Genomic DNA, 22,422 nt, shown 5'->3' on the forward strand with positions numbered 1-22,422 from the left:
AGGGGCGGTTCCGGGCGCAGCAGTGCTGGGCTGCCCCTCACCCCGACCCTCTCCCCCGAGGGGAGAGGGGGTAGGTTACGCCGCTTCGCGGGCGCTCAGATAGCCGATGACGGTGCCGAGCTGTTCGCGCAGGTCTTTCCGGTGGACGACCATGTCGATCATCCCGTGTTCGAGATAATATTCCGACGTCTGGAAATCCTCGGGCAGCTTCTCGCGGATCGTGCTCTCGATCACGCGGCGGCCGGTGAACGCTAGTGTCGCCTTGGGTTCGGCGATCTGGACGTCGCCGAGCATCGCATAGGCCGCCATCACGCCGCCCGAGGTCGGATCGGTCAGCACGACGATATAGGGCAGGCCGGCGTCGTGGAGCATCTGGATCGCGACGGTGCTGCGCGGCATCTGCATCAGGCTGAGGATACCCTCCTGCATGCGTGCGCCGCCGCTGGCGGTGAAGATCACATAGGGCACGCGGTCCTCGATCGCCGCCTCAACGCCGCGGACGAAGGCTTCGCCGACCGCGAGGCCCATCGATCCGCCCATGAAGCCGAAATCCTGCACGCCGACGACGACGCGGTGGCCGTCGATCGCACCGCGGGCATTGACGAGCGCGTCACGCTCGCTGTTGTCGGTCCGTGCGGCCTTCAGGCGATCGGTGTAGCGCTTCTGGTCGCGGAACTTGAGCGGATCCTCGGGCACCGGCGGCGCGGGCAGCTCGCTGCAGCTGCCTTCGTCGAATAGCTGCGCGAAGCGGATCTTCGGGCCGATGCGGTCGTGATGGTCGCATTTCGGGCAGACGTGGAGATTTTCCTCCAGCTCCTTGGTGAAGACCATCTGCCCGCAGCCCTTGCACTTGTGCCAGAGATTTTCGGGCGTCTCGCGCTTGGCGACGAACGGCAGGACGTTGCGGACGCTGTTGAGCCAGCTCATGCCCCGATCTCCATGCGAATTTCCTTTCGGGCCGACGCGACGGCATCGGCGAGAGACGTGATATAGGCGCGGACGGGTTCCGCGGCAGCGGTGCCGTGCTGGGCGACCAGCTCGACGATCGCCGAGCCGACCACGACGCCGTCGGCGACGCGCGCGACGTTCGCCGCCTGTTCGGGCGTGCGGATGCCGAAGCCGACCGCGACCGGGATGTCGGTCTGCGATTTCAGCCGCGCGACCGCGTCCTCGATCGAGGATTGCTGCGCCTGTTGCAGCCCGGTGATGCCCGCGACCGAGACGTAATAGAGGAACCCGCTCGCACCATCGAGCACGGTCGGCAGCCGCGCCGCGTCGGTGGTCGGGGTGGCGAGGCGGATCAGGTCGATCCCGGCGGCGCGCAGCTGGGGCCCAAGCGCATCATCCTCCTCGGGCGGTACGTCGACGCAGATCACGCCGTCGACCCCCGCCGCCGCCGCGGCCTGCGCGAACCAGTCCGCGCCGCGCCGCAGCATCGGGTTGCCATAGCCCATCAGCACCAGCGGCGTCTCGGGATGGCGCGCGCGGAAGGCGGTGGCGATCGCGAGAATGTCCGCGGTGCGCGTCCCCTGCGCGAGGCTGCGGATATTGGCGGCCTGGATCGCGGGGCCATCGGCCATCGGATCGGTGAACGGCATGCCGAGCTCTATCGCATCGGCGCCGCCCGCGACGAGCGCATCGAGGATCGCCGGCGTCGCGGCGGTCGAGGGATCGCCCGCGGTGACGAACGCGACGAGCGCGGCGCGGTTCTCGGCCGCGGTACGCGCGAAGGTGGCGGCGAGGCGGCTCAAATCGCCACCCCGAGCGCTTCGGCGACGGTGAAGATGTCCTTGTCGCCGCGGCCGCACAGGTTCGCCAGGATGATCTGGTCCTGCCGCATCGTGCGCGCCTTCCTGGTCACTGTGGCGATGGCATGCGATGGTTCGAGCGCGGGGATGATGCCCTCGGTCCGGCAGAGCAGCTGGAACGCGTCGAGCGCCTCCTGATCGGTCGCGCTGTCATAGTCGACGCGGCCGATGTCGCGCAGCCAGGCATGCTCGGGGCCGATGCCCGGATAGTCGAGCCCCGCCGAGATCGAATGCGCCTCGGTGATCTGGCCGTCCTCGTCCTGCAGCAGATAGGTCTTGTTGCCGTGGAGCACGCCGGGGAAGCCGCCCGCAAGACTCGCCGCATGCTGCTTGTCGAGCCCGTGGCCCGCCGCCTCGACGCCGAGCATCGCGACATCGGCATCGTCGAGGAACGGGTGGAACAGCCCGATCGCGTTCGATCCGCCACCGATCGCGGCGACGAGCAGGTCGGGCAGGCGGCCGACGCGGTCAAGCATCTGCGCGCGCGCCTCGGTGCCGATCACGCTCTGGAAATCGCGGACCATCTCCGGATAGGGATGCGGGCCGGCCGCGGTGCCGATGATGTAGAAGGTGTCGTGGACGTTGGCGACCCAGTCACGCATCCCCTCGTTCATCGCGTCCTTCAGCGTGTGCGCGCCGCTGGTGACGGGGCGGACCTCGGCGCCGAGCAGCTTCATGCGGAACACGTTGGGCGCCTGACGCTCGACGTCCTTGGCGCCCATGTAGATCACGCAAGGCAGGCCGAAGCGCGCGCAGACGGTCGCGGTCGCAACGCCGTGCTGGCCCGCGCCGGTCTCCGCGATGATCCGCGTCTTGCCCATCCGGATCGCGAGCAGGATCTGGCCGATGCAGTTGTTGATCTTGTGCGCGCCGGTGTGGTTGAGCTCGTCGCGCTTGAACCAGATCTGCGCGCCCATGCCCTCGGGAGCGGACTCGCGCAGGGCCTCGGTGAGGCGTTCGGCGTAGTAGAGCGGGCTCGGGCGGCCGACATAATGTTCGAGCAGGTCGTCGAACTGCGCCTTGAACGCAGGGTCGGCCTTGGCGGCGCGGTACGCCTCGTCGAGTTCGAGGACGAGCGGCATCAGCGTCTCGGCGACGTAACGGCCGCCGAAATCGCCGAAATGGCCGCGTTCGTCGGGCTGGGCGCGGTAGGAATTGGGAGCGTTCATGCGGAGCGCTTTAGCATTTCGGAAAACGCTGTCACCCCTAGCGTTTCTGATACGCACCACCCCGGCGAAGGCCGGGGTCCAGTCGGGAAGGTCGTGGTGACGGGCAGGACCCGGCAATGCACCGTCCCCAACTGGGCCCCGGCCTTCGCCGGGGTGGTGCTAGAGCGCAGCGACTGCCTTCAGAAATGCCGCGATCCTGGCTTCGTCCTTCGTGCCGGGTTCGCTCTCCACCCCCGAGGACACGTCGACCAGTTCGGCGCCGGTCCTGCGGATCGCCTCGGCGACATTCGCCGGGTCGAGCCCGCCCGACAGCGCCCAGCGCAGCGGATGCCGGAACCCGTCGAGCAGGTCCCAGTCGAAGCGCAGCCCCATCCCGCCGGGCAGCGCGGCCGAATCGGGGGTTTTCGCGTCGTAGAGGATGCGATCGGCGACACCGACGAACGTGTGCGCACCGTCGAGATCGCCGCGCGTGCGCACCCCGACGGCGACCCATAGCTCGATCCCGAACCGCGCGCGGATCGCGGCGGCGCGTGCGGGCGTGACCTTGTGGAGCTGCAGCACGTCGAGGGCCGCGGATGCGATCGCCTGTTCGAGCATCTCGTCCTCGGGATCGACGAACACGCCGACTTTGGCGACATGGCCGGGCACGCGCGCGGCGAGTTCGGCGGCCTTGTCGAAGGTCACGTGGCGCGGCGAGGCGGGGAAGGAGACGAAGCCGACATGGCTCGCCCCGTGCCGGATCGCGGCGTCGAGCGTCGCGGGGGTCGAGAGGCCGCAAATCTTGGCGGTAGTCATGGTGTTCCTTCGGTGCCTTTCGGCGGAGGCGGCGTGAACCTGTCCCGCAAACCGTCCGTCATCCTGACGAACGTCAGGATCCAGAGCCACGGCCGCCAGCGTTTTTTACTCTGGATCCTGACTTTCGTCAGGATGACGGGGGTAGAGGGTCAGAACGACGGTGGACGGTGGGGGTCAGAGCGTCGCGGCGATCGCGCGGGCGGCGGTGTCGGGGTCTTCGGCCTGGGTGATCGGGCGACCGACCACGAGGATCGAGGCGCCGGCGTCGAGCGCCGCGCGCGGGGTGACGACGCGCTTCTGGTCGCCGACATGGCCGTCGGGCGGGCGGACGCCGGGCACGACGAAGAACCCCCTGGGCCAGATCGCCTTGGCCGCGGCGACTTCGGCGCCCGAGCAGACGATGCCGTCGACCCCGGAGTCGCGCGCCAGTTCGGTCAGCCGTGCGACATGGTCATGCGCGCTGCCGGTGATCCCGGTGGCGGTGAGATCGGCGGCATCGAGGCTGGTCAGCATCGTCACCGCGATGACCTTGGTCCCGACCGGCGCGGCGGCCTTCGCATCCTCGAGCATCGCGCGGCCGCCGCTGGCATGGACGGTCAGGATCGCGGGGGCGAGCCCGCCGAGTGCCTGCACCGCCTTGGCGACGGTATTGGGAATGTCGTGCAGCTTGAGGTCGAGGAAGATCGGCAGCTCGAACTCGGCCATCGCATGCACGCCGGGCTGGCCGTGCGCGCAGAAGAATTCGAGACCGAGCTTGATCCCGCCGACATGGTGGCGGACGCGCCCGGCGATCGCCCTGGCGCGGGCCAGATCGGGGGTGTCGATCGCGACATAGATCGGGCTGCTCATCACGCGACTCCTGGCGGAACCGCGGTCGGCGCGGCGGCGGGCGGGATGGTCGGCGCGATGGCCGGTTCCTCGGTGTAGGACGGGGTCGGGTAGGACGGTGTCGGATAGGCCACCGGCGGCACGGCCTGCGCGGCGCGCAGATCGAGGATCGTCCGCTCCGCGGTCGCGAGCCGCTGACGCAGGCGCCAGCGCATCGCGAGATTGTAGAGCAAGGTCGGCAGGAACCCGATCAGGAACGTGACCAGCAACAGCATCGGCAGATTCACGTCGGCGATCAGGCCGCCCCAGAGCCGGATCGGCACGGTCGCCCAGTTGGCGATGGTGAAGACTGCGGCGATGAACGCCAGCAGGCACCAGAACAGGATCTTCAGGAACTGCATGACTTATCCCCTTGCATCCGCCCGGGGGTAAAGCCGCCGTCCGCTTTTGGCCAGCCTTGCGCCAACTTAACCCCGTTCCGGACCGGGCCTGCGGTCACGAACGGTGCGTTTCAGCCGATCTCGCGGCGCAGATCCGCGAACAGGCCGGGCACCGCGGTCAGCCGTTCCTCCTCCTCGTCGAGGATGGCGAGGAACGCGGCGCGCTTGATCGCGGCGACGCGCCCCGGCTTCATCCGCACCGACGGGGGCAACGTCGAGACGGTGATGTCGATCATCCGTTCGGCACCGTGCAGCCGGCCCCAGAGATAGTCGTTCTCCCGGTAGGCGCGGCTGAAGAACGCACCGAAGCTGTTGAACTGGATCCCTTTCAGCGTCGCCTCCGCCCCGCCCGAGCGAATCGCGACCGCGTCGTCGGGGGCGATCCGGTCGACCTTGATGGGATCGAATTCGTCGAGCCCCTCACCCTGCAGCAGCGGCAGTGTCGCGGTGTCGAAATAGGGGAAGCCGAGATAGGCGAGCAGCATCGAGCGGCGCACCGGCCGGTCGAGCGCGACGAACGCCTCCGCGAGCCGTACATCGGTCTCGGCGTCGCGGCGGTTGAGGTCGAGCGAGGCGGCCAATGCGTCGAGCAGCGGCTTCGCGTCGTCGCGCAGCGTGCGGACCTCGCGGCGCAGCGCGGCATGCGCATCGGTCCGCTGGCATTCGAGATAGTCCGACAGCGACGCATAGATCGCGTCGCGGATCGGCGCGAGTGCGACCTCCTCGACCTCGGCCTCGAGCACCGTCAGGCGGCGTGCCATCAGGCGCAGCCGGCGGATCCGGAAGCCGAGATCGAAGCGTCGCAGGAACGCGATCGTCGCGGGGCTCGCGCCGCCGCCATGCGCCGCGCCGATCTCCTCGGCGCCGCTCGCCGTCACCGCGGTCGCGATCGCCGCGCGGATCCGGTCCCAGCGCTGCGGCCCGGGTTCGCCGCCGGCATGGAACAGCAGCGAGGTCAGCGTCTCGACCACGCCTGCGACCTTCAGATGGCCATAGGCGGCATAGCCATAGCCCGCGCTGGCCGCCGCGGCCTTCTGCGCACGCGCACGCCAGTTGGCGAGCCGCGCCGCGGTCGGGCTGTTGAGGAACAGCGTATGCCCGAACAGCTGCTCGACCTCCGCCTCGACATCGGGGCGGATCGCATCGATGATCGCGCGCATCCGGTCGATCTGCGCCGAGCGCGCGGCGATCGCGTCGAGATTGTCGCGGATCGGCTGCTGGCGCGGCAATTCGCTGATCGCGCCGATGATCGTCTGGAAGAAGCCGGGCGTGCCATTCTGTGGCGGGAGGCGGAACTTCATCCCCGGCGACGGATCGATATAGACGAAGCGGCGGTCGATCTGGCGGCGCGCGGGGCGTTCCTTCAGCGCGTCGATCGCGGGGCGGAACGGCGCGTTGGCGAGCACCGACCCGTCGATCAGCACGACCTGATCCGCGCCGTTGGTCGCCGACTGGCGGGGCAGGATGCGCTTGAGGAAGGCATCGCGCGCCGCCCAGGACGTCTTGCGATCGGCGAGCACGCCGTCGAGCTCGGCGACCATGAACGGTGGGAAGGCACCCGGAAAGCTCGAGGTCGCGCGTGCGGCAAAGGCGAGTTCGGGGATGTTCGCCAGGCTGTCGGTCGGCGCGCCATGATCGGAAAAGTCGACGACGACGCGGTGCTCGGTCTCGACCACCTCGGGCGGCGAATTGAGTTTGAGCCGTTCGGGATGGCCGGTGAAATCGGTCACCGTCACGAACAGGTCGAGCGGCTGGCCCGGCGGCAACAGTCGCGGCCCGCGCTCGCTGGCGGCCATCGCGTCGAACGCGTCGAGCAGCAGCCCGGTAAAGGTCGCGCCGCCGAACGGGGGCTCGAACCAGCGCGAGCGGACGAAATGCGACAGCTTGGCCTTCACCTCCTCGCGCGTCGTGTCGTCGAGCGTCTGGACCTTGTCCGCGCTGCGCCCCGCCGCCATCCAGGCGAGCGGCAGGGCCCAGGCCTTCGAGAAGCGCGAATGCGGCGCGGCATGGGGATCGATCAGCGCCTCGACATCGGCCGAGCTCAGCCAGAGATCGGTGAGCGGATCGAGGCTCTGCCCGGTCGCGATCGCCTGGGCGAGGAAGATGCCGTTGATCCCGCCCGCGCTGGCACCGGCAATGATGTCGGCGAGCACGCGGACCTTGAGCGCACCCTGCGCCTCGATCTCGTCGAGCAGGTCGCGGTACACCGCCTGACTGCCGGTCCCGCGGTCGCCACCGGCATGATGGCCGTGGCTCGCGCGGACGAGATGCCAGATCTCCTTGGTGATGCCGTGCATGTAGACGGCCAGGCTGATCCCGCCATAGCAGACCAGCGCGAGGCGAAGTTCCTTCTCGCGCACCTTCTCAGCCCCCGACCGGGCAGCGAAGTTTGCGTACAGGGGGGCTGACGGCGCCGGTCCGCGTCATGCGGGTTCCAGCGTTGCCCAGATCGGCAAGTGATCCGACGCCTTGCGCGCGGCGGGGCTGCTGTGCACGCCGCAGGTGGCGATGCGCAGGTCGCGCGACGCCATGATCCGGTCGAGCCGGGCGATCGCGCGGCGCGAATGGAAGCTCGCGCCGGTATCGGCAAACGCGAAGTCGCGGCCGAAGTCGCGCAGGCAGCCCGACCCCGCGCTCCATTCGTTGAGATCGCCCATCAGCACGGTAGGGTGTCGGGTCGCACAGGCGTCGACATGCGCGAGCACCGCCGCCGCCTGACGCCGTCGCCACAGCCCCGACAGGTCGAGATGCATGCCGACGACGCGGATCATCCCGCCCGCGGTCCGCACGTCGGCCATCACCGCGCCGCGCGGCTCGAGCGAGGGCAGGTGGATCGCCTCGCTGTCGACGATCACCGCCGACTTGCGCACCAGCACGACATTGCCGTGCCACCCCATGCTGAGCGCACTGAGGCTGACGGGGATCGGCTTCCAGTCGCTATGCTCCTCGAGCAGGTGATAGGGCAGCACGCAGGCGCGTGTGCCGAACCGGCGATCCGCCTCCTGCAGCGCGATGACGTCGGCGTCGATCTCACGCAGCACCTCGACCACGCGTTCGGGGTTCCGGCGGCGGTCGAGACCGATGCCCTTGTGGATATTATAGCTGGCGACCTTGATCATGTGCGCGGGCTTAACGCGGGATGGCGGGTGCGGGTTGCCGCGGGCTCTGCCGATTGCCCCGGCCTGCGCCGTGCATGTTGGACGGACCGGCACCGCGCGGCGGCGGTTCGATGGATTGGAATACAGCAATCTCCTTGCGCGCAACAATAGCACCGGGATGCGCGCGAAACAGGACAAAAACTGCTTGCGCGATCGATTCAATTGGGGTGTCATGGGGTCATAACAAAACGCAGGGACGAACGATAACGAGCTGGTGCGGGCAACGCGCCGGTCGCCGGGGGAGTGTGCCGCGGATCCGAGCCAACAGGACGGACGACGCGAAGGTGAGCGACTTTCCAGGGGACGCGCGGCCATGCCGCGCAAACGGGGCGGACTCACAGATGATCACGCGGCGATCGATCCTACAGCATATCGGCATGGCGGGCGGCGCGGCCGCGACCTTCGGCGCGATGGAGGCGCTGGGGATCGCGGGCAATGTCGCGGCGGCGGCGCCGATGCCCGATCTGCCCGCCGGCTTTGGCAAGGGGCGGTCGGTGATCGTGCTGGGGGCGGGCATCGCCGGGCTGGTCGCCGCCTATGAACTGCAGCAGGCGGGGTTCGACGTCACCGTGCTCGAGGCGCGCGACCGGGTCGGCGGGCGTAACTGGACGGTGCGCGACGGCGACCGGATCGTGATGGACGGTGAGGCGGACCAGGTCGCGCGCTTCTCCGACGGCGCCTATTTCAATGCCGGGCCGGCGCGGCTGCCGAGCTTCCACCACCGCATCCTCGGCTATTGCGGCAAGCTCGGCGTTCCGCTCGAGGTCGAGATCAATTCGAGCCGCAGCGCCTTCCTGATGGGGCAGAAGGGCGACAAGGTGCGGATGCGCACCGCGATCAACGACACGCGCGGGCATGTCGCCGAACTGCTGATGAAGGCGGTGAACCAGGGCGCGCTCGACCAGAGCCTGAGCGCGGCGGACAAGCAGGCGCTGCTGCCGTTCCTCAAGACGTACGGCGATCTCGACGCGACGGGGCATTTCGCAGGGACGTTGCGATCGGGGTTCCAGGCGTTTCCCGATGCGGGCGTCGGCGTCTTCGCACGACCGCCCGCGCCGATGCCGCTCGACCGGCTGCTCGCCAACGAACAGCTGCCGGCGATGCTGTTCGAGGACAATGTCTATATGCAGGCGACGATGTTCCAGCCGGTCGGCGGGATGGACCGGATCCCCGCGGGGTTCGAGCGCGCGCTGACCCGCAAGGTGGTGCGCGGCGCGGACGTGACGCGGATTCGCAACCGCCCCGATGGCGTCGAGATCGCCTGGCGCGATACCAAGACGGGCGCGGGCCGGATCGCGCGCGCCGATTTCTCGGTCTGCACGATTCCCTTTCCGGTGCTCGCCAAGGTCGACTGCGACTTCGCCAAGCCCGTCGCGCAGGCGATTGCTGGCGTGGTGTACGACCATTCGAACAAAGTCGCATTCGATTCGCCGCGCTTCTGGGAACAGGACCAGATCTATGGCGGCATCTCGTTCGTCGGCGGCGAGACGTCGCTGATCTGGTATCCGAGCGCGGGTCTGTTCAGTCCGCGCGGGATGCTGCTGGCCTGCTACACCTCGGGGGAGCGGGCGGAGGGCTTTGCGAAGCTGCCGATCGCCGACCAGGTCGAGCGGGCGCGCGCGGCGGTCGAGCGGCTGCACCCGGGGCACGGCAAGGATCTGGTCAACGGCGTCGCGGTGAACTGGAACAAGATTCCGTACAGCCTGGGGCCGTGGCCGAACTGGTTCGTCGGGATGGCGGGACATCAGGAGGGTGATATCGATACCGAAGGCTATCGTCTGTTGTGCCAGCCCGCGGGCCGCACCGTCTTTGCCAGCGCCGCGCTGAGCCAGACGCCGGGATGGCAGGAAGGCGCGGTCCAGTCCGCGCATCACGCGATCGCCGCGATCGCGGGGCTGCAGCGGGCTGATCTGGGTGCGCGGCCGGACCGGGTGGCGGCGTGATCGGCGTGATAATGAGCGGGACGACGACGGGCGGGGTGACGATCCGGGCGGCACGGCGGGAGGATGTCCCCGCGCTGGAGCAGCTGATCGCGACGTCGGCGGCAACTTTGGGGCAGGGCTTCTACGCGCCCGACGCGCTGGCGAGTGCGATCCGGACGATCTTCGGGGTCGATACCGATCTGGTCGACGACGGCAGCTATCTGGTCGCGGAGATCGACGGCGCGCTGGCGGGGTGCGGCGGGTGGAGCCGCTTCGCCACGCTGTTCGGCGGCGACCGCTATGCCGACCGGTCCGCCGCTCTGCTGGTACCGGGGCAGGATGCGGCGCGGATCCGTGCGATGTTCACCGCCCCCGGCTTTGCGCGGCGCGGGGTGGGATCGGCGATCATGGCGGCGAGCGAGGCTGCCGCGCGGAAGGCGGGCTTCGACAAGCTTGCGCTGATGGCGACGTTGTCGGGGGTTCCCTTCTACGAAAGCCACGGCTTCGTCGCGGAGCCCGGGATCACCGTCGACGCGGACGGGATCGCGGTTCCGTTCGTGCCGATGACCAAAGCGCTTCACACCCCCGACGCGTCCTGACGCGCGGGACCACCGAATTTTTGGGAGAGACGACCATGCCAGTGCGACCGATCGTGAACCGCGTCTCGCGCAGACTGACCCGTGCCGGTCTGGGGGTGAGCATCGCCGCGGCGACGATGCTTGCGACTTCGGCCTCCGCGCAGATCGTCCGCCACGCCAATCCGGGGCCGGGGCCGTCGCTGATCCTGCAGAGCGTGACGATCCCCGCCGGTGCGGAAACGCTGGTGCTGTCGGGGCAGCTCGCCGCGCCGATCGATCCGTCGAAACCGGTCACCGGCGTCGAGTCGTTCGGCGACACCAGGACGCAGACGGTCAGCATTTTCACGAAGATCAAGGCGATCCTGGCCGAGCATGGCTATACGATGGCCGATGTCTACAAGCTGACGGTGTTCGTTACCGCGGATCCGAAGCGCGGCGACGGCAAGATGGACTTTGCCGGCATGAACGACGGCTTCAAGCAGTTCTTCGGGAGCGCGGACAACCCCAATACGGTCGCGCGGTCGACGGTGCAGGTCGCAGCACTCGCAGGCCCCAATTACCTCGTCGAGATCGAGGCGACCGCGGCACGGATGCCGCGCCGCTGAGGCGGCGGGGCGGCGGTCAGCTGTCGCCCCGCGCCCCCGACGGCAGCATCCGGTTGCCGATACGGTCGACGAACTGGTGCTTCAGCGCGGCGCCGACATGCAGGACGAGCAGCGCGCAGGTCAGCCAGACGAGCAGGCCGTGCGCCTCTTCGAACCCCTCATGCGCGCCGCGCGGCAGGCCGGGGATGAACGGCCAGCTCAAGCCGCCGATGAGCGAGGTGGTGCTGCTGGTCAGCGCGGGCTTGCCCGTCGACAGATACATCCACCCGGTCGCGGGCAGGCCGATCAGGATGATGTAGAACACCGCGTGGTTGGCGCGGGCGAGCACGCGTTCCCAGGTCTGGAGTGCAGCGGGGAAGGGCGGCGGCGGATTGGCGATCCGCCAGATCAGCCGGGCGATGCTGAGCAGCAGGATCGTGAAGCCGAGCGTCTTGTGCCAGTCGAACCAGCCGGTGCGCAGGTCGCCGCGCGGCATGTCGGCAAAGGTCCAGCCGACATAGAGCTGGATGAAGACCAGCGCTGCGATGATCCAGTGGAACGCGATCGCGCCCAAATTGTAGCGCCGTGCGCCATCGCGTCGTGCCGTCATCTGCTGTCTCCCCGGTCGTCCGGTTCTACGCCGCGCCGCCATCGGCGTACAGTGTTCATCCCGCCTGCACCGGGGCCGGTCTAGGTAGATACCCGCATGGGAAACCGCAGGCGGCCGCCCTACGCTGGGCCGATGAACCTCTTCGTCCAGCTCGCGGTGGCGACGGGCATGGTGCTGGCCACCATCCTGGTCCATCTTGCCGGGCTGGCCGGGCTGTTGCTGGTGATCCGGCGGCAGGGGCGCAGGACCGGGGTGCGGCGGCGCTGGCATGACGTGATCGGGATCGTCGGCGCCGCGACCGCGCTGTTCGTGGTCCACGGGATCGAGATCTGGGCCTATGCGCTGCTGTACAGCGGGACCGGCGCGCTCGCCGATTTCGGCACCGCGCTGTATTTCTCCACCGCGACCTATACGACGATCGGGTATGGCGACGTGCTGCTCGGGGAATCGTGGCGGATCGTCGGCGCGATCGAAGGCGCCAATGGCGTGATCCTGCTCGGCTGGTCGACCGCCTTCTTCGTCGCGATGGTCGCGCGCATCACGATCGTCGAGCGCGAGTTCACCGAGCGGCCCGCGACCCCGCAACCCGGGGCGGATCCGTATAAACCGCAATAACACGCGCCCGCCGGGCAGCCTAGCAATAGCGCTGTATCCAACCCGAAAGGCGTCCGATGAAAAACATTCTGGTGCTGGCGCATGACGACGAGGGCCAGGAGGCCCGGCTCCAGGCCGCGCTCGATCTCGGGCGTGCGCTGACGGGGCATATCACCTGTCTCGACGTGACCTATATCCCGCCGATCCTGGGCAACGACTATAGCGAGGCCGGCTATGCGATGGCGGCGGTGCTGGCCGACGAAACGACGCGCGAGCGCGCCAACAAGGTGACGCTCGAGGCTCGGTTCGCGCGCGAGGATGTCGCGTGGAACTGGGTCGATGCGACCGGGGAGGCGGCGGCGTGCATCGTCCGCGCCGCGGCGCTCGCCGACGTCATCGTCCTCAACCGCCGGCTCGAAAACTCGTCGGTGATCGACATGCGCCGCACCGCGAGCGAGCTGATCGTCAAGTCGGGCAAGCCGGTGCTCGCGGTGCCGGGCGAGTCCCGGGGGATCGATCTGGCGACCGCACTGGTTGCATGGGACGGGTCGCCCTGCGCTGCGGCGGCGCTGCGCGCGGCGGTGCCGATGCTCAGGCTCGCCGACCAGGTCACGCTGTTCTCGGTCGACGACGGGGCGATGGCGTCGCCGATCGAGGACGCCGCCACCTATCTGTCGCGCTACGACATCCACCCCGTCATCCGCCGGATCGAGGTCCAGCCCGGCGGCGCGCCCAAACAGCTGCTCGCCGCCGCCGCGAGCGGGCAGTACGGCTATGTCGTGATGGGCGGGTTCGGGCATCTGCGCTTTACCGAAGCGCTGTTCGACGGGGTGACGCGGACCATGCTGACCAGCAGCCCGATCCCCGTCTTCCTCGCGCACTGACGCCCAATAGTCGGGGGCTGGCGGTCAGAGCGCCCCGGTCAGCAGCAGCTTGCGGACGTCGTCCTGCACCTGGTTGGCGGCGCCCAGCCGCTCGATCAGCTGCGCAGGGCGGCTGCCGCGCAGGCCCGCGACGGTCAGCTCGCCGTCGCGGACATAGGTATAGACCCCGCTGACCGCGAACGCCGCGACATGGCCGATATGCGCCTTCTGTCCGTCGATCGTGGCGGTGAAGCGGTCCGAGGCGAAGAAGCGGCGGCGGGTCATCGGCGTCTCGAAGGCGAATTCGAGGATCGCGACCTGTTCACGCTCGGGCGGCACGCTGTGCGCGACGTCGGGCGCGGGCGGCGCGGGGTCCGCATTGTCGTAGCGCTCGGGCAGATGCAGCCGCAGCTTCAGCACCGCGGGGTCGGCAGCGAGCGTCTCGGCGAACTGCGTCATGAAGCCCGCAAACCCGGCGGCATCGATGTCGCCGATCCCGAAATGGACGTGCAGCCGGTCGATGCTCTCCCCGCCATTGGGCACCGGATTGGCGATCCGGTCGACCAGCGTCCGCGAGCCCTGCGGCAGCGCATAGGCGACGGTCGCGGCGAACATGTTCTGTTCGTCGGCGAACAGGATCGGGCAGGCGGCGTTGAAAATCTCCTGATCCGCGGCGCTGGCAAAGCCGATCTCGACCCCGCCATCGAGCACATAGTCGTCGAACGGCGCGATCCCGTCGATCGCCGGCCAGAGATGCGCGTCCTGCGCGCGATCGAGATGCATCTGGACGTACCAGCCGAGCCCGGGAATGCGCGAGCAGAGCGGTCCGTGAACGTCGCGCCAATAGGTCGCGAAGACCTCGTGCGGGACCTGCGGTCGGCGCAGCACCGTCGTGAAGGTGTTGATCGCGATCCGCGAATCGCGCGCGGAATAGTCGGTCGTGACGCTGGGGTCTGACATGGAAGGATCTTTGTTCTGGAGAAATCGGGGGAGCAGCGTCAGCGCTCGCGGAGATCGGGGACGCTGTAGAATGACGGTTCGTCGTCGGCGGTGCCGCGTGCGAAGACGGCGATGTCGCCCGGCATCACCTCCTGCCGGGCCCACCGGTCCCATCCGATATGGATGAAATCCGGCGGGCCGAAGATGCGCAGCGCGGCGCTGTATTCGTCGCCGCGAAACCCGACAAAGTGCAGCGCGGGGCGGGCGCTCACAGCATCGGCATGCCGCCCGTCACCGGCAGCAGCGCGCCCGACATGTAGCTGCCCTCGTCCGAGGCGAGCAGGACATAGGCCGGGGCGAGCTCGCCCGGCTGGCCCGCGCGGCCAAGCGGCGTGTTCTGGCCGAGCGTCTCGAGCTCGTCACCGCCCTTGGCGATCGGCTGGATCGGCGTCCAGACAGGGCCGGGCGCGACGCAGTTGACGCGGATGCCCTTGGGGGCGAGCAGGTTGGACAGTCCGATCGTCAGGCTCGCGATCGCGCCCTTGGTGGTCGAATAGACGATCATGTTCTCGGTCGCGATCTTCGCCTGTACGCTGGTCGAATTCACGATCGCGGCGCCCGGCTTCATGTGCGGCACCGCTGCCTTGGCAAGGCGGATCATCGCGAAGACATTGGCGGAGAACGCATCCTGCATCTCGTCGTCGTCGATATCGTCGAGCGTTTCGTTCATCGTCTGCGCGGCGGCGTTGTTGACGAGGATGTCAAGCTTGCCGAGATCCGCGACGGTGCGCTCGACCAGCGCCGCGCAGTGATCGCGGTCGCGAATGTCGCCGGGCAGCTGGATGCAGCGGCGGCCGGCCTTCTCGACCCAGGCCTTGGTCTCGTCGGCATCGGCCTGTTCCTCGGCGAGATAGGAGATCGCGACGTCGGCGCCTTCGCGCGCATAGGCGATCGCGACCGCGCGACCGATGCCCGAATCGCCGCCGGTGATCAGAGCGACGCGGTCTTTCAGCAGCCCCTTGCCGACATAGCTGTCCTCGCCATGATCGGGCTTGGTGCGCATCTCGACCTCGAGACCGGGGCTCGGCTGCTGCGGTTCGTTCGGAAAGGACGTGGGGGCGCTGCTGCGGGGATCGCTCATAATCTCGTGTCCTGGGTGTAGTTTAGGGGGGATATGCGGGTCGAACGAACCAACACGCGCATCGCTCCGCCGCGCAGGGCCGATCGCGAAGTTGCTGGGCGTTGCGGGCAGGCGTAGGTGTCGCGCATGGCCTTTGTCAGCATCACCCGGCTTCGGTTGCGCGCGCTGCGGTTCGTGCCGCTGTTCGCGCTCGATGCGCTGAGGACCACTGCGCAGGTGCGGCGTGCCGACGGGTATCTTACCGGGGCCATCCTGCGCGACCGTGCACTGACCTTCTGGACGATGACGGTCTGGCGCGATGCCGCGGATATGAAGCGCTATATTATCGACGGGTCGCATCTGAAGGCGATGCCGAAGCTGATGCACTGGTGTGACGAAGCGAGCATCGCCCACTGGACCACCGAGACCGCCGATCTGCCCGGCTGGGACGAGGCGGACCGGCGGATGCGCGGGGAGGGTCGGCCGTCCAAGGTCCGGTATCCGAGCACGGGTTATGCCGCGCTCGACTACCGCCCGCCGCGGCTGACCGGCGCGGCAGCGATCCCGCCGCGCCGGGGGTAATTACCCGATCGCTGCGCTTACCATTCGACGCCGATCTTGCCGAAATGCGCGCCGCTCTGCTGCAGCGCGAACGCCTCGGCAAGCTGGTCGAGCGGGAAGCGGCGGTCGACCACCGGCTTGATCCCGGTCGCGTCGATCGCGCGGACGAACTCCTGCTGTTCCTGACGACTGCCGACGATCAGGCCCTGGAGCCGCGCCTGCTTGCCCATCAGAGCCGCGGTCGGAACCTCGCCGCTGTTGCCGGTCAGCACGCCGATCAGCGAGATGTGCCCGCCGACACGGACCGCGGTGATCGACTGCGCCAGCGTGCCCGGGCCGCCGACCTCGACGACATGGTCGACGCCGCGCCCGCTGGTCCAGTCGGCGACCTTGCGCCCCCAGTCGGCCTCGTCGCGGTAGTTGAGCGTGAAATCGGCGCCGAGCGCGCGCGCGCGGTCGAGCTTCTCATCCGATGACGAGGTGATCGCGACCCGTGCGCCCATCGCCTTGGCGATCTGCAACGCCCAGATCGAGACGCCGCCGGTGCCGAGCAGCAGCACGGTGTCGCCCGCCTTCAGCTTGCCGTCGACGACGAGCGCGCGCCACGCGGTCAGTCCGGCGGTGGTGATCGTCGCCGCCTCGACCGCGTCATAGCCCTTCGGCGTGTGCGTGAACGCGGTCGCGGGCAGGACGACATGGTGCTGAGCAAAGCCGTCGATGCCGTCGCCGGGCGTCCGCGAGAAATCGCCGATCGTCGGCGTGCCGGTCTGCCAGTCGGGGAAGAAGCACGACACGACCTGATCGCCGACCGCGAATTCGGTCACGCCGTCGCCGATGCTCTCAACCACGCCGGCGCCGTCGGACAGCGGGATGCGGCCGTCCTCGGTCGGCATCCGGCCGGTGACGACGCCCAGATCATGGTAGTTGAGCGAACTGCCGTGCAGCGCGACACGGATCATTCCCGCGCCCGGCACGCCCGGATCCGCACGGTCTTCGCTCTGCAGCGTGTCAAGTCCCGCGGGCGATCGCAGCGTCATGGCCTTCATCGTCAAACTCCTGATGTTCGCGCCCCCAACGGCCGAGCGGACCAAACAGCCGCATGCGATGTCGGAAGCTTTACCCGATCCCCGGCACGTCCCGACGTCAGACGCGGTGGAGCAGCGCGTCGAGATCGGCCTCGCCCAGGATGCGGATCGCGCCACCGTCGCGACGATAGGCCTCCGCCTTCAGCCGGGCGGGATGCGTGCGCAGCGCGCGCGACTGCGGATCGGGGCCGGCGACGAGCAGGATCGTCGTCGTCGCGCCGACCGACGTCATCACCCGCGCGCCGAGCGCGGCGACACGGTGCGCGAGCGGCCCGTCGCGGGGCTGGCCGAGCAGCGCGATCCGTTCGCCGCGCAACGGCCCGTCGAGCGCCGCGGCGGGGGCGGGGCCGGCGACGCGCGGCGGGGCGAGCCAGTCGGCGAGCGTCAGCCCGGTATGGTCGATCGCCTTGACGATCACCCAGCCTGCGGCGCGCGCATCGCTCAGCGCGTCGTGGTGGCGATGCTCGATCCCCAGATAGCGCGCGAGCTGCCCGAGCTTGTGGTTCGCCAGATCGGGCCAGGCACGCTTGGCGACGCGCACGCTGTCGAGCCAGGTCGTCTCGATCGCCGGGCGATCGTGCACGCGGCACGCGGCGGCGAGCGCGCCCTTGTCGAAATAGGAATGCGCGACCGTCGTTCGCCCCGACAGATGCGCGGTCACCGTCGCATGGATGTCGGCAAAGCTCGGCTGGCCGACGACATGATGCGCGGCGATGCCGTGGATCCGCGTGTTGAACGCGTGGAACTCGTCGCGCGGATCGACCAGCGTCTCATAGGCGAAGACCTCGGCACCGTTCCGGAAGCCGACGATCCCGACCTGACAGATGCTGCTGACGCGCGCGCAGGCTGTCTCGACGTCGATCACGACGAAATCGGGCGTGGTTTCGTCGAGGTCGTGGGCCAGCGGTTGCAGCGCGGTCGTCGTCAGCATGGCGTCACCCCTAGCGCCGACCCAGGCGGCACGCGATCCCCCATCACCCTCCGCATCAGCGAAGCTGGCTGTCCTTGCTGCCGCGGCGGTTGAACAGCGAGGCCGCGGGGCGATCGCGACCGCTCTGGCAGGCGATGCATGTCCGTACGCCCGGCACGGCCTGACGCCGCCCTTCCGGAATGTCGTCGCCGCAGGCGATGCACTGTTCCTCGCTTTCGCCGACCGGCATCCGCGCACGCGCCGCCATCACCGCATCCATCACGGTATCGTCGATCTGATCCTGCACCGCGCCATCGCGCGTCCAGCCGCCTGCCATGCTTCGTCTCCGTTCGTGCCCCGATCGTGTCAGGTGCCTGACCTATATGGGAAAGCATCGTCGGCATTGCACGTCGGCGGGTCTGGCGGCGGGGGGCTAGCGTCCTGCGCTATCCGGATCGCCGAGCGCGCGGCGCAGCGCGGTGACTTCGGCGTTGAGTGCGCGCAGCCGGTCGGGCGTCATCCCGCTGCGGTCGACGATCATCGGCCCGAGGCACCCCGTACCCGCCCAGCAGGTCCGGCCCGCCGGGGTGAGTCGGACATGCATCTGCCGCTCGTCCGCCGGGTTGCGCAGCCGCGTGACCAGCCCCGCCGCCTCCAGCCGTTTGGCGAGCGGGGTGATCGTGCTGGGCTCGAGCGCGAGCCGTTCGGCGATCGCACCGATCGTCCGGCCATCCTCCGCCTCGTGCAGCGTCTGGAGCACGAGGAATTGCGGATAAGTGATGCCGAGCTGGTCGAGCATCGGCTTGTACGCGCGGTTGATCGCGATCGTCGCGGCGTAGAGCGAAAAGCAGAGCTGCTCGTCGAGCGGGAGCGGCGGGGGGACGGTGTCGGACGGCGGTGGCTGATCGGGCACGGTAAGATGGCTCCTGACTGTGGCCCCGACGTACCATGCCAATCTTTATCGTGGCAAACGACGCGGCGGACCGAAGCCCGCCGCGTTCTGTCAGGCGGCGATCAGTCCTTCGCGCTGCCGGGTTCGGCCATCTTGCGATGCTGCTCGGCGAGGACCGAGCCGGGGACTGCATTGGCGATCACGCCCTGCAGCTTGGTCATCCAGCCCGAGAACACCGAGCCCTTGCCTGCCATCAATGCGTCCCAGCCATCGCGCGCGACATCGGCAGGCGAGCGCTTGTTGGGATCGGTGCCGACATCGGTGTCGTTCATGTCGGCGCGGTCGAAGAATTCGGTGTCGACGGGCCCCGGCATCAGCGTGGTCAGCGTGACGCCGTCCGCATCCTTGATCTCGTTGCGGAGCGCTTCGGTGAAGCTGTCGATGAACGCCTTCGACCCGTTATACACTGCCTGGAACGCGCCGGGGATATAGCCCGCGACCGATCCGGTCACGAGCAGCTTGCCATCGTTGCGCGCGACCATCGCGGGCAGCACCTTCTGTACCAGATACAGCGTGCCCATGATGTTGGTGTCGATCACCGCGCGCCAGTCGGCGACGCTCTGATCGAGGAAACCGTGTCCCAGACCGCGACCGGCATTGGCGCACACTATGTCGATCTGGCGCCCGTTGGTCGCGGCGAGCAGCGCGTCGACGCCGTCGGTGGTCGACAGGTCAGCCTCGAGCGCCGTTACCGTGGTCCCGAACTGGCGGAAGTCGGCCGCCGCCGCCTCGATCAGCGCCTCGTCCGCGACGACGAGGATGTCATAGCCGTCCTGCGCCGCGATCGTCGCGAGTTCGAAACCGATGCCCGTCGAGGCGCCGGTGATGACGGCGAATTTGCCGTGTGGTGATGCTGTAGCCATGGGTCGATATCCTCTCAGTTGAAGCCGGGCTTGAGCACGACCTTGGTCACTTCGTTCTGATCGTCGTGGAACATCTTGTAGCCCTGCGGCGCCTCCTCGAGATCCATCCGGTGCGAGATGAGGAAGGTCGTGTCGATCTTCTCTTCGAGGATCGCGTTGAGCAGCGCGGGCATGTAATGCTGAACGTGCGTCTGGCCGGTCTTGAGCGTCAGCCCCTTTTCCATGAACGCGCCGAGCGGAAACTTGTCGACGAGCCCGCCATAGACCGCGGGCATCGAGACGCGGCCGCCCTTGCGGCACGCGATGATCGCCTGGCGGATCGCATGCGCGCGGTCGGTGCCGAGGAAGGTCGACTTCTTGATCTGGTCGATGACGTTGTCGACGAAGAAGCCGTGCGCCTCCAGCCCGACGCTGTCGATCACCGCATCGGGACCGATCCCGCCGGTCATAGCCATCAGCGCCTCATAGACCGCGCTTTCCTCGAAGTTGATCGTCTCCGCGCCGAACCGTTTGGCGAGCGCGAGACGCTTGGGGAAATGGTCGATCGCGATCACGCGCTCGGCACCCATCAGGAATGCCGACTGAACCGCGAACAGCCCGACCGGGCCGCAGCCCCAGACCGCGACGGTGTCGCCGGGCTCGATCTGCGCATTCTCCGCCGCCTGCCAGCCGGTCGGCAGGATGTCGGAGAGGAACAGCACCTTGTCGTCCTCGATCCCGTCGGGGATGACGATCGGGCCGACGTCGCTGAACGGCACGCGGACATATTCCGCCTGGCCGCCCGCATAGCCGCCGGTCATGTGGCTATAGCCGAACAGCCCGCTCATCGGCTGGCCGTACAGCTCCTGCGCGATGTCCTGATTGTCCGCGGGCAGGCCGTTGTCGCACGCGGAATATTGATGCTTGCCGCAGTGATAGCAGCTGCCGCACGCGATCGTGAACGGCACGACGACGCGCTGCCCCTTCTTCAGCGTCGACTTGGGACCGGTCTCGACGACCTCGCCCATGAATTCGTGGCCGAGAATATCGCCCGCCTGCATCGTCGGGATATAGCCGTCATAGAGATGCAGGTCCGAGCCGCAGATCGCGGTCGACGTCACCTTGATGATGCAGTCGCGCGGGTTGAGGATCTCGGGGTCGTCGACCGTGTCGACGCGGACGTCGTGGCGGCCATGCCATGCCAATGCGCGCATCAGGCGAACTCCTCGTCATGCTGTTTGCGGGTGAAGGCGGCGGTTGCGATCTCGCCGGTCTCCATCAGTTGCTTGAACCGGCGCAGGTCGCGGCGCGCCTGGATTGCGGGTTCGCGCTGGAACATCTTGGCGACGATCTTGCCGACGATGCCGGCGGGCGGATCATAGACGATCGTCGCGGTGACGACGGTGCCGCGCGCGCCCGCGTCGCGAAACTCGACCCGGCCGCTGTTGGCGACATCGGCGCCGGGTTCGGAGGTCCAGGCGATCACCCGGTCGGGCGTCTCGTCGGTCACGACCGCATCCCATTCGACCGTGCGGCCCGCGGGCGCCTTGACCACCCAGTGCGACCGCGTGGCGTCGATCGGGGTGATCGACACGACGTTTTCCATGAAGCGCGGCAGGTTGGTGAAGTCGCGGAAATAGGCGAACAGCTCGGCCGCCGGGCGATTGATCGTCACCGTGCGGCCGACGATGCTGTCCCCGGTCGTGGTCGGCAGGCCCTCGGCGGCGATCGGGTCGCCCTTCTTCCAGGTCGTCGGGGGCGCGTCGTCGGTATGGTCGGTAGGGGACTGCGACATGTCCGTTCTCCTGTCCAAAGATGCTGTCCCAACGCGTCAGTCTGGCGGGGAGCCGGCGGGCGCCGGGCGGTTCGTCGCAACACAGCGACGGCTCGTCGTCAGCCACCCGGGAAATTGATGTCGCTCAGTAGATTTTCTCGGCGGGGCGGCGGGGAACCCCGACGCATAAAAAACTACCGACCGGTACAGAAGGCTGTTGACGTTCGGGTCGATCGGTTTGTATACCGCTCGGTATCGAAGGTTGCTCCGACGTCGGAACGACACTGTCACCACGACCGCACCCGCGCTGCCCCATGCCGTGCCGATGGACCCTCCATCGACGCAGGTCCGGTGCTGCCCGATCCGAAAGGGGATATTCATGGCCTATCTCGACCTTGACACGCATTTCGCCGCACCCTGTGGCACGCGCAACACCGCGCGGGTTGCAGCCGCCGCGCCGGTAAATCCGGCCGCGAACCTCGCTGCGGATCTGGCCGCCGATCTGGTGGTCGATCTCGCAGGTGACGCCGCCGACGAGACGGCGGGGTTTTCCGCGCTCGAATGGAGCGTCATCGCGCTCGCCAAGCGCGACACGCTGCGCAGTCTCGCGAGCCCGAGTGCGGTGTCGCGCGCGATGGGCGGGCTGTTCGGACTGGGCAGCCGGTCGCAGCTCGCCGATCCGCGGCTCGAGGCACTGCGGCGGATGGCGGTCTATGCGTGGCGGCGCGGCTTCGCGCTGCCGATGACCGAGATCCGCGCCTTCCTCGCGGCGGGGTTCGTCGAGGCGCAGATGGAGACGCTGGTCGTCAGCGTCACCGGGATGCGCGTCGGCGCGACGACGCGCGCACAGCTCGACGGCTGACACCCCGCGCGAGACGGCTTGACGTCAC

Annotated in this window: 26 protein-coding genes; 7 read left to right on the forward strand and 19 right to left on the reverse strand. The window is 68.5% G+C overall.

From position 1 onward, the window contains the following. Positions 1-75 precede the first annotated feature (75 nt). The 8 genes from accD to FHY04_RS03355 form a co-directional block, all read right to left on the reverse strand. Positions 76-927: an acetyl-CoA carboxylase, carboxyltransferase subunit beta gene (gene accD, locus FHY04_RS03320; protein WP_031395022.1), complete on the reverse strand. Its 852-nt coding sequence runs from the start codon at positions 925-927 to the stop codon at positions 76-78. Then, positions 924-1,751 (reverse strand): tryptophan synthase subunit alpha, encoded by an 828-nt coding sequence (gene trpA / locus FHY04_RS03325; protein WP_031441223.1) that lies wholly within the window; start codon positions 1,749-1,751, stop codon positions 924-926. Before trpA ends, accD begins: the two co-directional genes overlap by 4 nt. Further along, complete coding sequence (trpB, locus tag FHY04_RS03330) at positions 1,748-2,977, reverse strand: tryptophan synthase subunit beta (RefSeq protein WP_183935347.1); 1,230 nt, start codon at positions 2,975-2,977, stop codon at positions 1,748-1,750. The genes trpA and trpB overlap by 4 nt, the downstream gene beginning before the upstream one ends. Before the next feature lie 159 nt (positions 2,978-3,136). Then, positions 3,137-3,772 (reverse strand): phosphoribosylanthranilate isomerase, encoded by a 636-nt coding sequence (locus FHY04_RS03335; RefSeq protein ID WP_183935348.1) that lies wholly within the window; start codon positions 3,770-3,772, stop codon positions 3,137-3,139. Positions 3,773-3,946: 174 nt separating this feature from the next. After that, complete coding sequence (pyrF, locus tag FHY04_RS03340) at positions 3,947-4,621, reverse strand: orotidine-5'-phosphate decarboxylase (RefSeq protein WP_183935349.1); 675 nt, start codon at positions 4,619-4,621, stop codon at positions 3,947-3,949. Then, positions 4,621-5,001: a LapA family protein gene (locus FHY04_RS03345; RefSeq protein WP_183935350.1), complete on the reverse strand. Its 381-nt coding sequence runs from the start codon at positions 4,999-5,001 to the stop codon at positions 4,621-4,623. Before FHY04_RS03345 ends, pyrF begins: the two co-directional genes overlap by 1 nt. 110 nt (positions 5,002-5,111) lie before the next feature. Beyond that, positions 5,112-7,400, reverse strand: a complete 2,289-nt coding sequence (locus FHY04_RS03350; RefSeq protein ID WP_183935351.1) for a patatin-like protein — start codon at positions 7,398-7,400, stop codon at positions 5,112-5,114. A gap of 63 nt (positions 7,401-7,463) precedes the next feature. Then, positions 7,464-8,159, reverse strand: a complete 696-nt coding sequence (locus FHY04_RS03355; protein WP_183935352.1) for an endonuclease/exonuclease/phosphatase family protein — start codon at positions 8,157-8,159, stop codon at positions 7,464-7,466. 380 nt (positions 8,160-8,539) lie between these two features. Here FHY04_RS03355 and FHY04_RS03360 point away from each other — a divergent pair, with 380 nt between their 5' ends. Genes FHY04_RS03360 through FHY04_RS03370 form a run of 3 tightly spaced genes read left to right on the forward strand, consistent with a single transcriptional unit; the run spans position 8,540 to position 11,303 of the window. Beyond that, positions 8,540-10,141: a flavin monoamine oxidase family protein gene (locus tag FHY04_RS03360; protein WP_311723482.1), complete on the forward strand. Its 1,602-nt coding sequence runs from the start codon at positions 8,540-8,542 to the stop codon at positions 10,139-10,141. Then, positions 10,138-10,719 carry a GNAT family N-acetyltransferase gene (locus FHY04_RS03365; RefSeq protein ID WP_236701859.1) on the forward strand — a complete coding sequence of 194 codons (582 nt, stop codon included), beginning with the start codon at positions 10,138-10,140 and terminating at the stop codon, positions 10,717-10,719. The genes FHY04_RS03360 and FHY04_RS03365 overlap by 4 nt, the downstream gene beginning before the upstream one ends. Before the next feature lie 35 nt (positions 10,720-10,754). After that, positions 10,755-11,303, forward strand: coding sequence for a RidA family protein (locus FHY04_RS03370; protein WP_183935353.1), 549 nt, complete (start codon positions 10,755-10,757; stop codon positions 11,301-11,303). Between the two features lie 16 nt (positions 11,304-11,319). Here FHY04_RS03370 and FHY04_RS03375 read toward each other — a convergent pair whose 3' ends face one another. Continuing rightward, positions 11,320-11,892, reverse strand: a complete 573-nt coding sequence (locus tag FHY04_RS03375) for a cytochrome b (protein WP_183935354.1) — start codon at positions 11,890-11,892, stop codon at positions 11,320-11,322. A 132-nt stretch (positions 11,893-12,024) separates the two neighbouring features. Here FHY04_RS03375 and FHY04_RS03380 point away from each other — a divergent pair, with 132 nt between their 5' ends. Both FHY04_RS03380 and FHY04_RS03385 read left to right on the forward strand, forming a co-directional pair. Next, positions 12,025-12,507, forward strand: coding sequence for a potassium channel family protein (locus FHY04_RS03380; protein WP_183935355.1), 483 nt, complete (start codon positions 12,025-12,027; stop codon positions 12,505-12,507). Between the two features lie 56 nt (positions 12,508-12,563). Beyond that, complete coding sequence (locus FHY04_RS03385; RefSeq protein ID WP_183935356.1) at positions 12,564-13,370, forward strand: universal stress protein; 807 nt, start codon at positions 12,564-12,566, stop codon at positions 13,368-13,370. 24 nt (positions 13,371-13,394) lie between these two features. Here the strand turns inward: FHY04_RS03385 and FHY04_RS03390 are convergent, their stop codons facing one another. The 3 genes from FHY04_RS03390 to FHY04_RS03400 are packed head-to-tail and all read right to left on the reverse strand — an operon-like array spanning position 13,395 to position 15,429. Further along, positions 13,395-14,309, reverse strand: a complete 915-nt coding sequence (locus FHY04_RS03390) for a hypothetical protein (RefSeq protein WP_183935357.1) — start codon at positions 14,307-14,309, stop codon at positions 13,395-13,397. Between the two features lie 38 nt (positions 14,310-14,347). Then, complete coding sequence (locus FHY04_RS03395) at positions 14,348-14,560, reverse strand: hypothetical protein (RefSeq protein WP_183935358.1); 213 nt, start codon at positions 14,558-14,560, stop codon at positions 14,348-14,350. After that, complete coding sequence (locus FHY04_RS03400) at positions 14,557-15,429, reverse strand: SDR family oxidoreductase (RefSeq protein ID WP_221211597.1); 873 nt, start codon at positions 15,427-15,429, stop codon at positions 14,557-14,559. Before FHY04_RS03400 ends, FHY04_RS03395 begins: the two co-directional genes overlap by 4 nt. 126 nt (positions 15,430-15,555) lie before the next feature. On the opposite strand from FHY04_RS03400, the gene FHY04_RS03405 reads away from it, so the two are divergent. Next, positions 15,556-15,990, forward strand: coding sequence for a DUF3291 domain-containing protein (locus FHY04_RS03405; RefSeq protein WP_183935359.1), 435 nt, complete (start codon positions 15,556-15,558; stop codon positions 15,988-15,990). 17 nt (positions 15,991-16,007) lie between these two features. Here FHY04_RS03405 and FHY04_RS03410 read toward each other — a convergent pair whose 3' ends face one another. From FHY04_RS03410 to FHY04_RS03440, 7 genes are all read right to left on the reverse strand, one after another. After that, positions 16,008-17,015 (reverse strand): NAD(P)-dependent alcohol dehydrogenase, encoded by a 1,008-nt coding sequence (locus tag FHY04_RS03410; protein ID WP_183935360.1) that lies wholly within the window; start codon positions 17,013-17,015, stop codon positions 16,008-16,010. A 97-nt stretch (positions 17,016-17,112) separates the two neighbouring features. After that, a complete protein-coding gene (locus FHY04_RS03415; protein WP_183935361.1) occupies positions 17,113-17,985 on the reverse strand; it encodes an exonuclease domain-containing protein in 873 nt (290 codons plus the stop codon). Between the two features lie 55 nt (positions 17,986-18,040). Continuing rightward, positions 18,041-18,301, reverse strand: a complete 261-nt coding sequence (locus tag FHY04_RS03420) for a DksA/TraR family C4-type zinc finger protein (protein ID WP_031439716.1) — start codon at positions 18,299-18,301, stop codon at positions 18,041-18,043. Positions 18,302-18,397: 96 nt separating this feature from the next. Beyond that, positions 18,398-18,877 (reverse strand): MarR family transcriptional regulator, encoded by a 480-nt coding sequence (locus FHY04_RS03425; protein ID WP_311723489.1) that lies wholly within the window; start codon positions 18,875-18,877, stop codon positions 18,398-18,400. A gap of 101 nt (positions 18,878-18,978) precedes the next feature. Further along, a complete protein-coding gene (locus FHY04_RS03430) occupies positions 18,979-19,779 on the reverse strand; it encodes an SDR family oxidoreductase (protein ID WP_183935362.1) in 801 nt (266 codons plus the stop codon). Between the two features lie 14 nt (positions 19,780-19,793). Continuing rightward, positions 19,794-20,972 (reverse strand): zinc-dependent alcohol dehydrogenase, encoded by a 1,179-nt coding sequence (locus FHY04_RS03435; RefSeq protein ID WP_037530290.1) that lies wholly within the window; start codon positions 20,970-20,972, stop codon positions 19,794-19,796. Continuing rightward, positions 20,972-21,553: an SRPBCC family protein gene (locus FHY04_RS03440; protein WP_031439712.1), complete on the reverse strand. Its 582-nt coding sequence runs from the start codon at positions 21,551-21,553 to the stop codon at positions 20,972-20,974. Before FHY04_RS03440 ends, FHY04_RS03435 begins: the two co-directional genes overlap by 1 nt. A gap of 358 nt (positions 21,554-21,911) precedes the next feature. Between FHY04_RS03440 and FHY04_RS03445 the strand changes: the two genes are divergently transcribed. Then, positions 21,912-22,394 carry a hypothetical protein gene (locus tag FHY04_RS03445; protein ID WP_183935363.1) on the forward strand — a complete coding sequence of 161 codons (483 nt, stop codon included), beginning with the start codon at positions 21,912-21,914 and terminating at the stop codon, positions 22,392-22,394. Positions 22,395-22,422: the final 28 nt, after the last annotated feature.

The organism is Sphingomonas sp. BK481 (assembly GCF_014194875.1).
In the GTDB taxonomy this organism is placed as follows: domain Bacteria; phylum Pseudomonadota; class Alphaproteobacteria; order Sphingomonadales; family Sphingomonadaceae; genus Sphingomonas; species Sphingomonas aerolata.

What these genes read in the sequence shown, in the direction of transcription:
- FHY04_RS03375 (WP_183935354.1), bottom strand. Translation starts at nt 11,892, where the DNA reads ATGACGGCACGACGCGATGGCGCACGGCGCTACAATTTGGGCGCGATC.
- FHY04_RS03335 (WP_183935348.1), bottom strand. Translation starts at nt 3,772, where the DNA reads ATGACTACCGCCAAGATTTGCGGCCTCTCGACCCCCGCGACGCTCGAC.
- FHY04_RS03415 (WP_183935361.1), bottom strand. Translation starts at nt 17,985, where the DNA reads ATGCTGACGACGACCGCGCTGCAACCGCTGGCCCACGACCTCGACGAA.
- FHY04_RS03390 (WP_183935357.1), bottom strand. Translation starts at nt 14,309, where the DNA reads ATGTCAGACCCCAGCGTCACGACCGACTATTCCGCGCGCGATTCGCGG.
- FHY04_RS03355 (WP_183935352.1), bottom strand. Translation starts at nt 8,159, where the DNA reads ATGATCAAGGTCGCCAGCTATAATATCCACAAGGGCATCGGTCTCGAC.
- FHY04_RS03345 (WP_183935350.1), bottom strand. Translation starts at nt 5,001, where the DNA reads ATGCAGTTCCTGAAGATCCTGTTCTGGTGCCTGCTGGCGTTCATCGCC.
- FHY04_RS03420 (WP_031439716.1), bottom strand. Translation starts at nt 18,301, where the DNA reads ATGGCAGGCGGCTGGACGCGCGATGGCGCGGTGCAGGATCAGATCGAC.
- FHY04_RS03385 (WP_183935356.1), top strand. Translation starts at nt 12,564, where the DNA reads ATGAAAAACATTCTGGTGCTGGCGCATGACGACGAGGGCCAGGAGGCC.
- FHY04_RS03380 (WP_183935355.1), top strand. Translation starts at nt 12,025, where the DNA reads ATGAACCTCTTCGTCCAGCTCGCGGTGGCGACGGGCATGGTGCTGGCC.
- FHY04_RS03360 (WP_311723482.1), top strand. Translation starts at nt 8,540, where the DNA reads ATGATCACGCGGCGATCGATCCTACAGCATATCGGCATGGCGGGCGGC.
- FHY04_RS03440 (WP_031439712.1), bottom strand. Translation starts at nt 21,553, where the DNA reads ATGTCGCAGTCCCCTACCGACCATACCGACGACGCGCCCCCGACGACC.
- FHY04_RS03370 (WP_183935353.1), top strand. Translation starts at nt 10,755, where the DNA reads ATGCCAGTGCGACCGATCGTGAACCGCGTCTCGCGCAGACTGACCCGT.
- FHY04_RS03410 (WP_183935360.1), bottom strand. Translation starts at nt 17,015, where the DNA reads ATGAAGGCCATGACGCTGCGATCGCCCGCGGGACTTGACACGCTGCAG.
- FHY04_RS03400 (WP_221211597.1), bottom strand. Translation starts at nt 15,429, where the DNA reads ATGAGCGATCCCCGCAGCAGCGCCCCCACGTCCTTTCCGAACGAACCG.
- FHY04_RS03435 (WP_037530290.1), bottom strand. Translation starts at nt 20,972, where the DNA reads ATGCGCGCATTGGCATGGCATGGCCGCCACGACGTCCGCGTCGACACG.
- FHY04_RS03430 (WP_183935362.1), bottom strand. Translation starts at nt 19,779, where the DNA reads ATGGCTACAGCATCACCACACGGCAAATTCGCCGTCATCACCGGCGCC.
- FHY04_RS03445 (WP_183935363.1), top strand. Translation starts at nt 21,912, where the DNA reads ATGGCCTATCTCGACCTTGACACGCATTTCGCCGCACCCTGTGGCACG.
- accD (WP_031395022.1), bottom strand. Translation starts at nt 927, where the DNA reads ATGAGCTGGCTCAACAGCGTCCGCAACGTCCTGCCGTTCGTCGCCAAG.
- FHY04_RS03405 (WP_183935359.1), top strand. Translation starts at nt 15,556, where the DNA reads ATGGCCTTTGTCAGCATCACCCGGCTTCGGTTGCGCGCGCTGCGGTTC.
- trpB (WP_183935347.1), bottom strand. Translation starts at nt 2,977, where the DNA reads ATGAACGCTCCCAATTCCTACCGCGCCCAGCCCGACGAACGCGGCCAT.
- pyrF (WP_183935349.1), bottom strand. Translation starts at nt 4,621, where the DNA reads ATGAGCAGCCCGATCTATGTCGCGATCGACACCCCCGATCTGGCCCGC.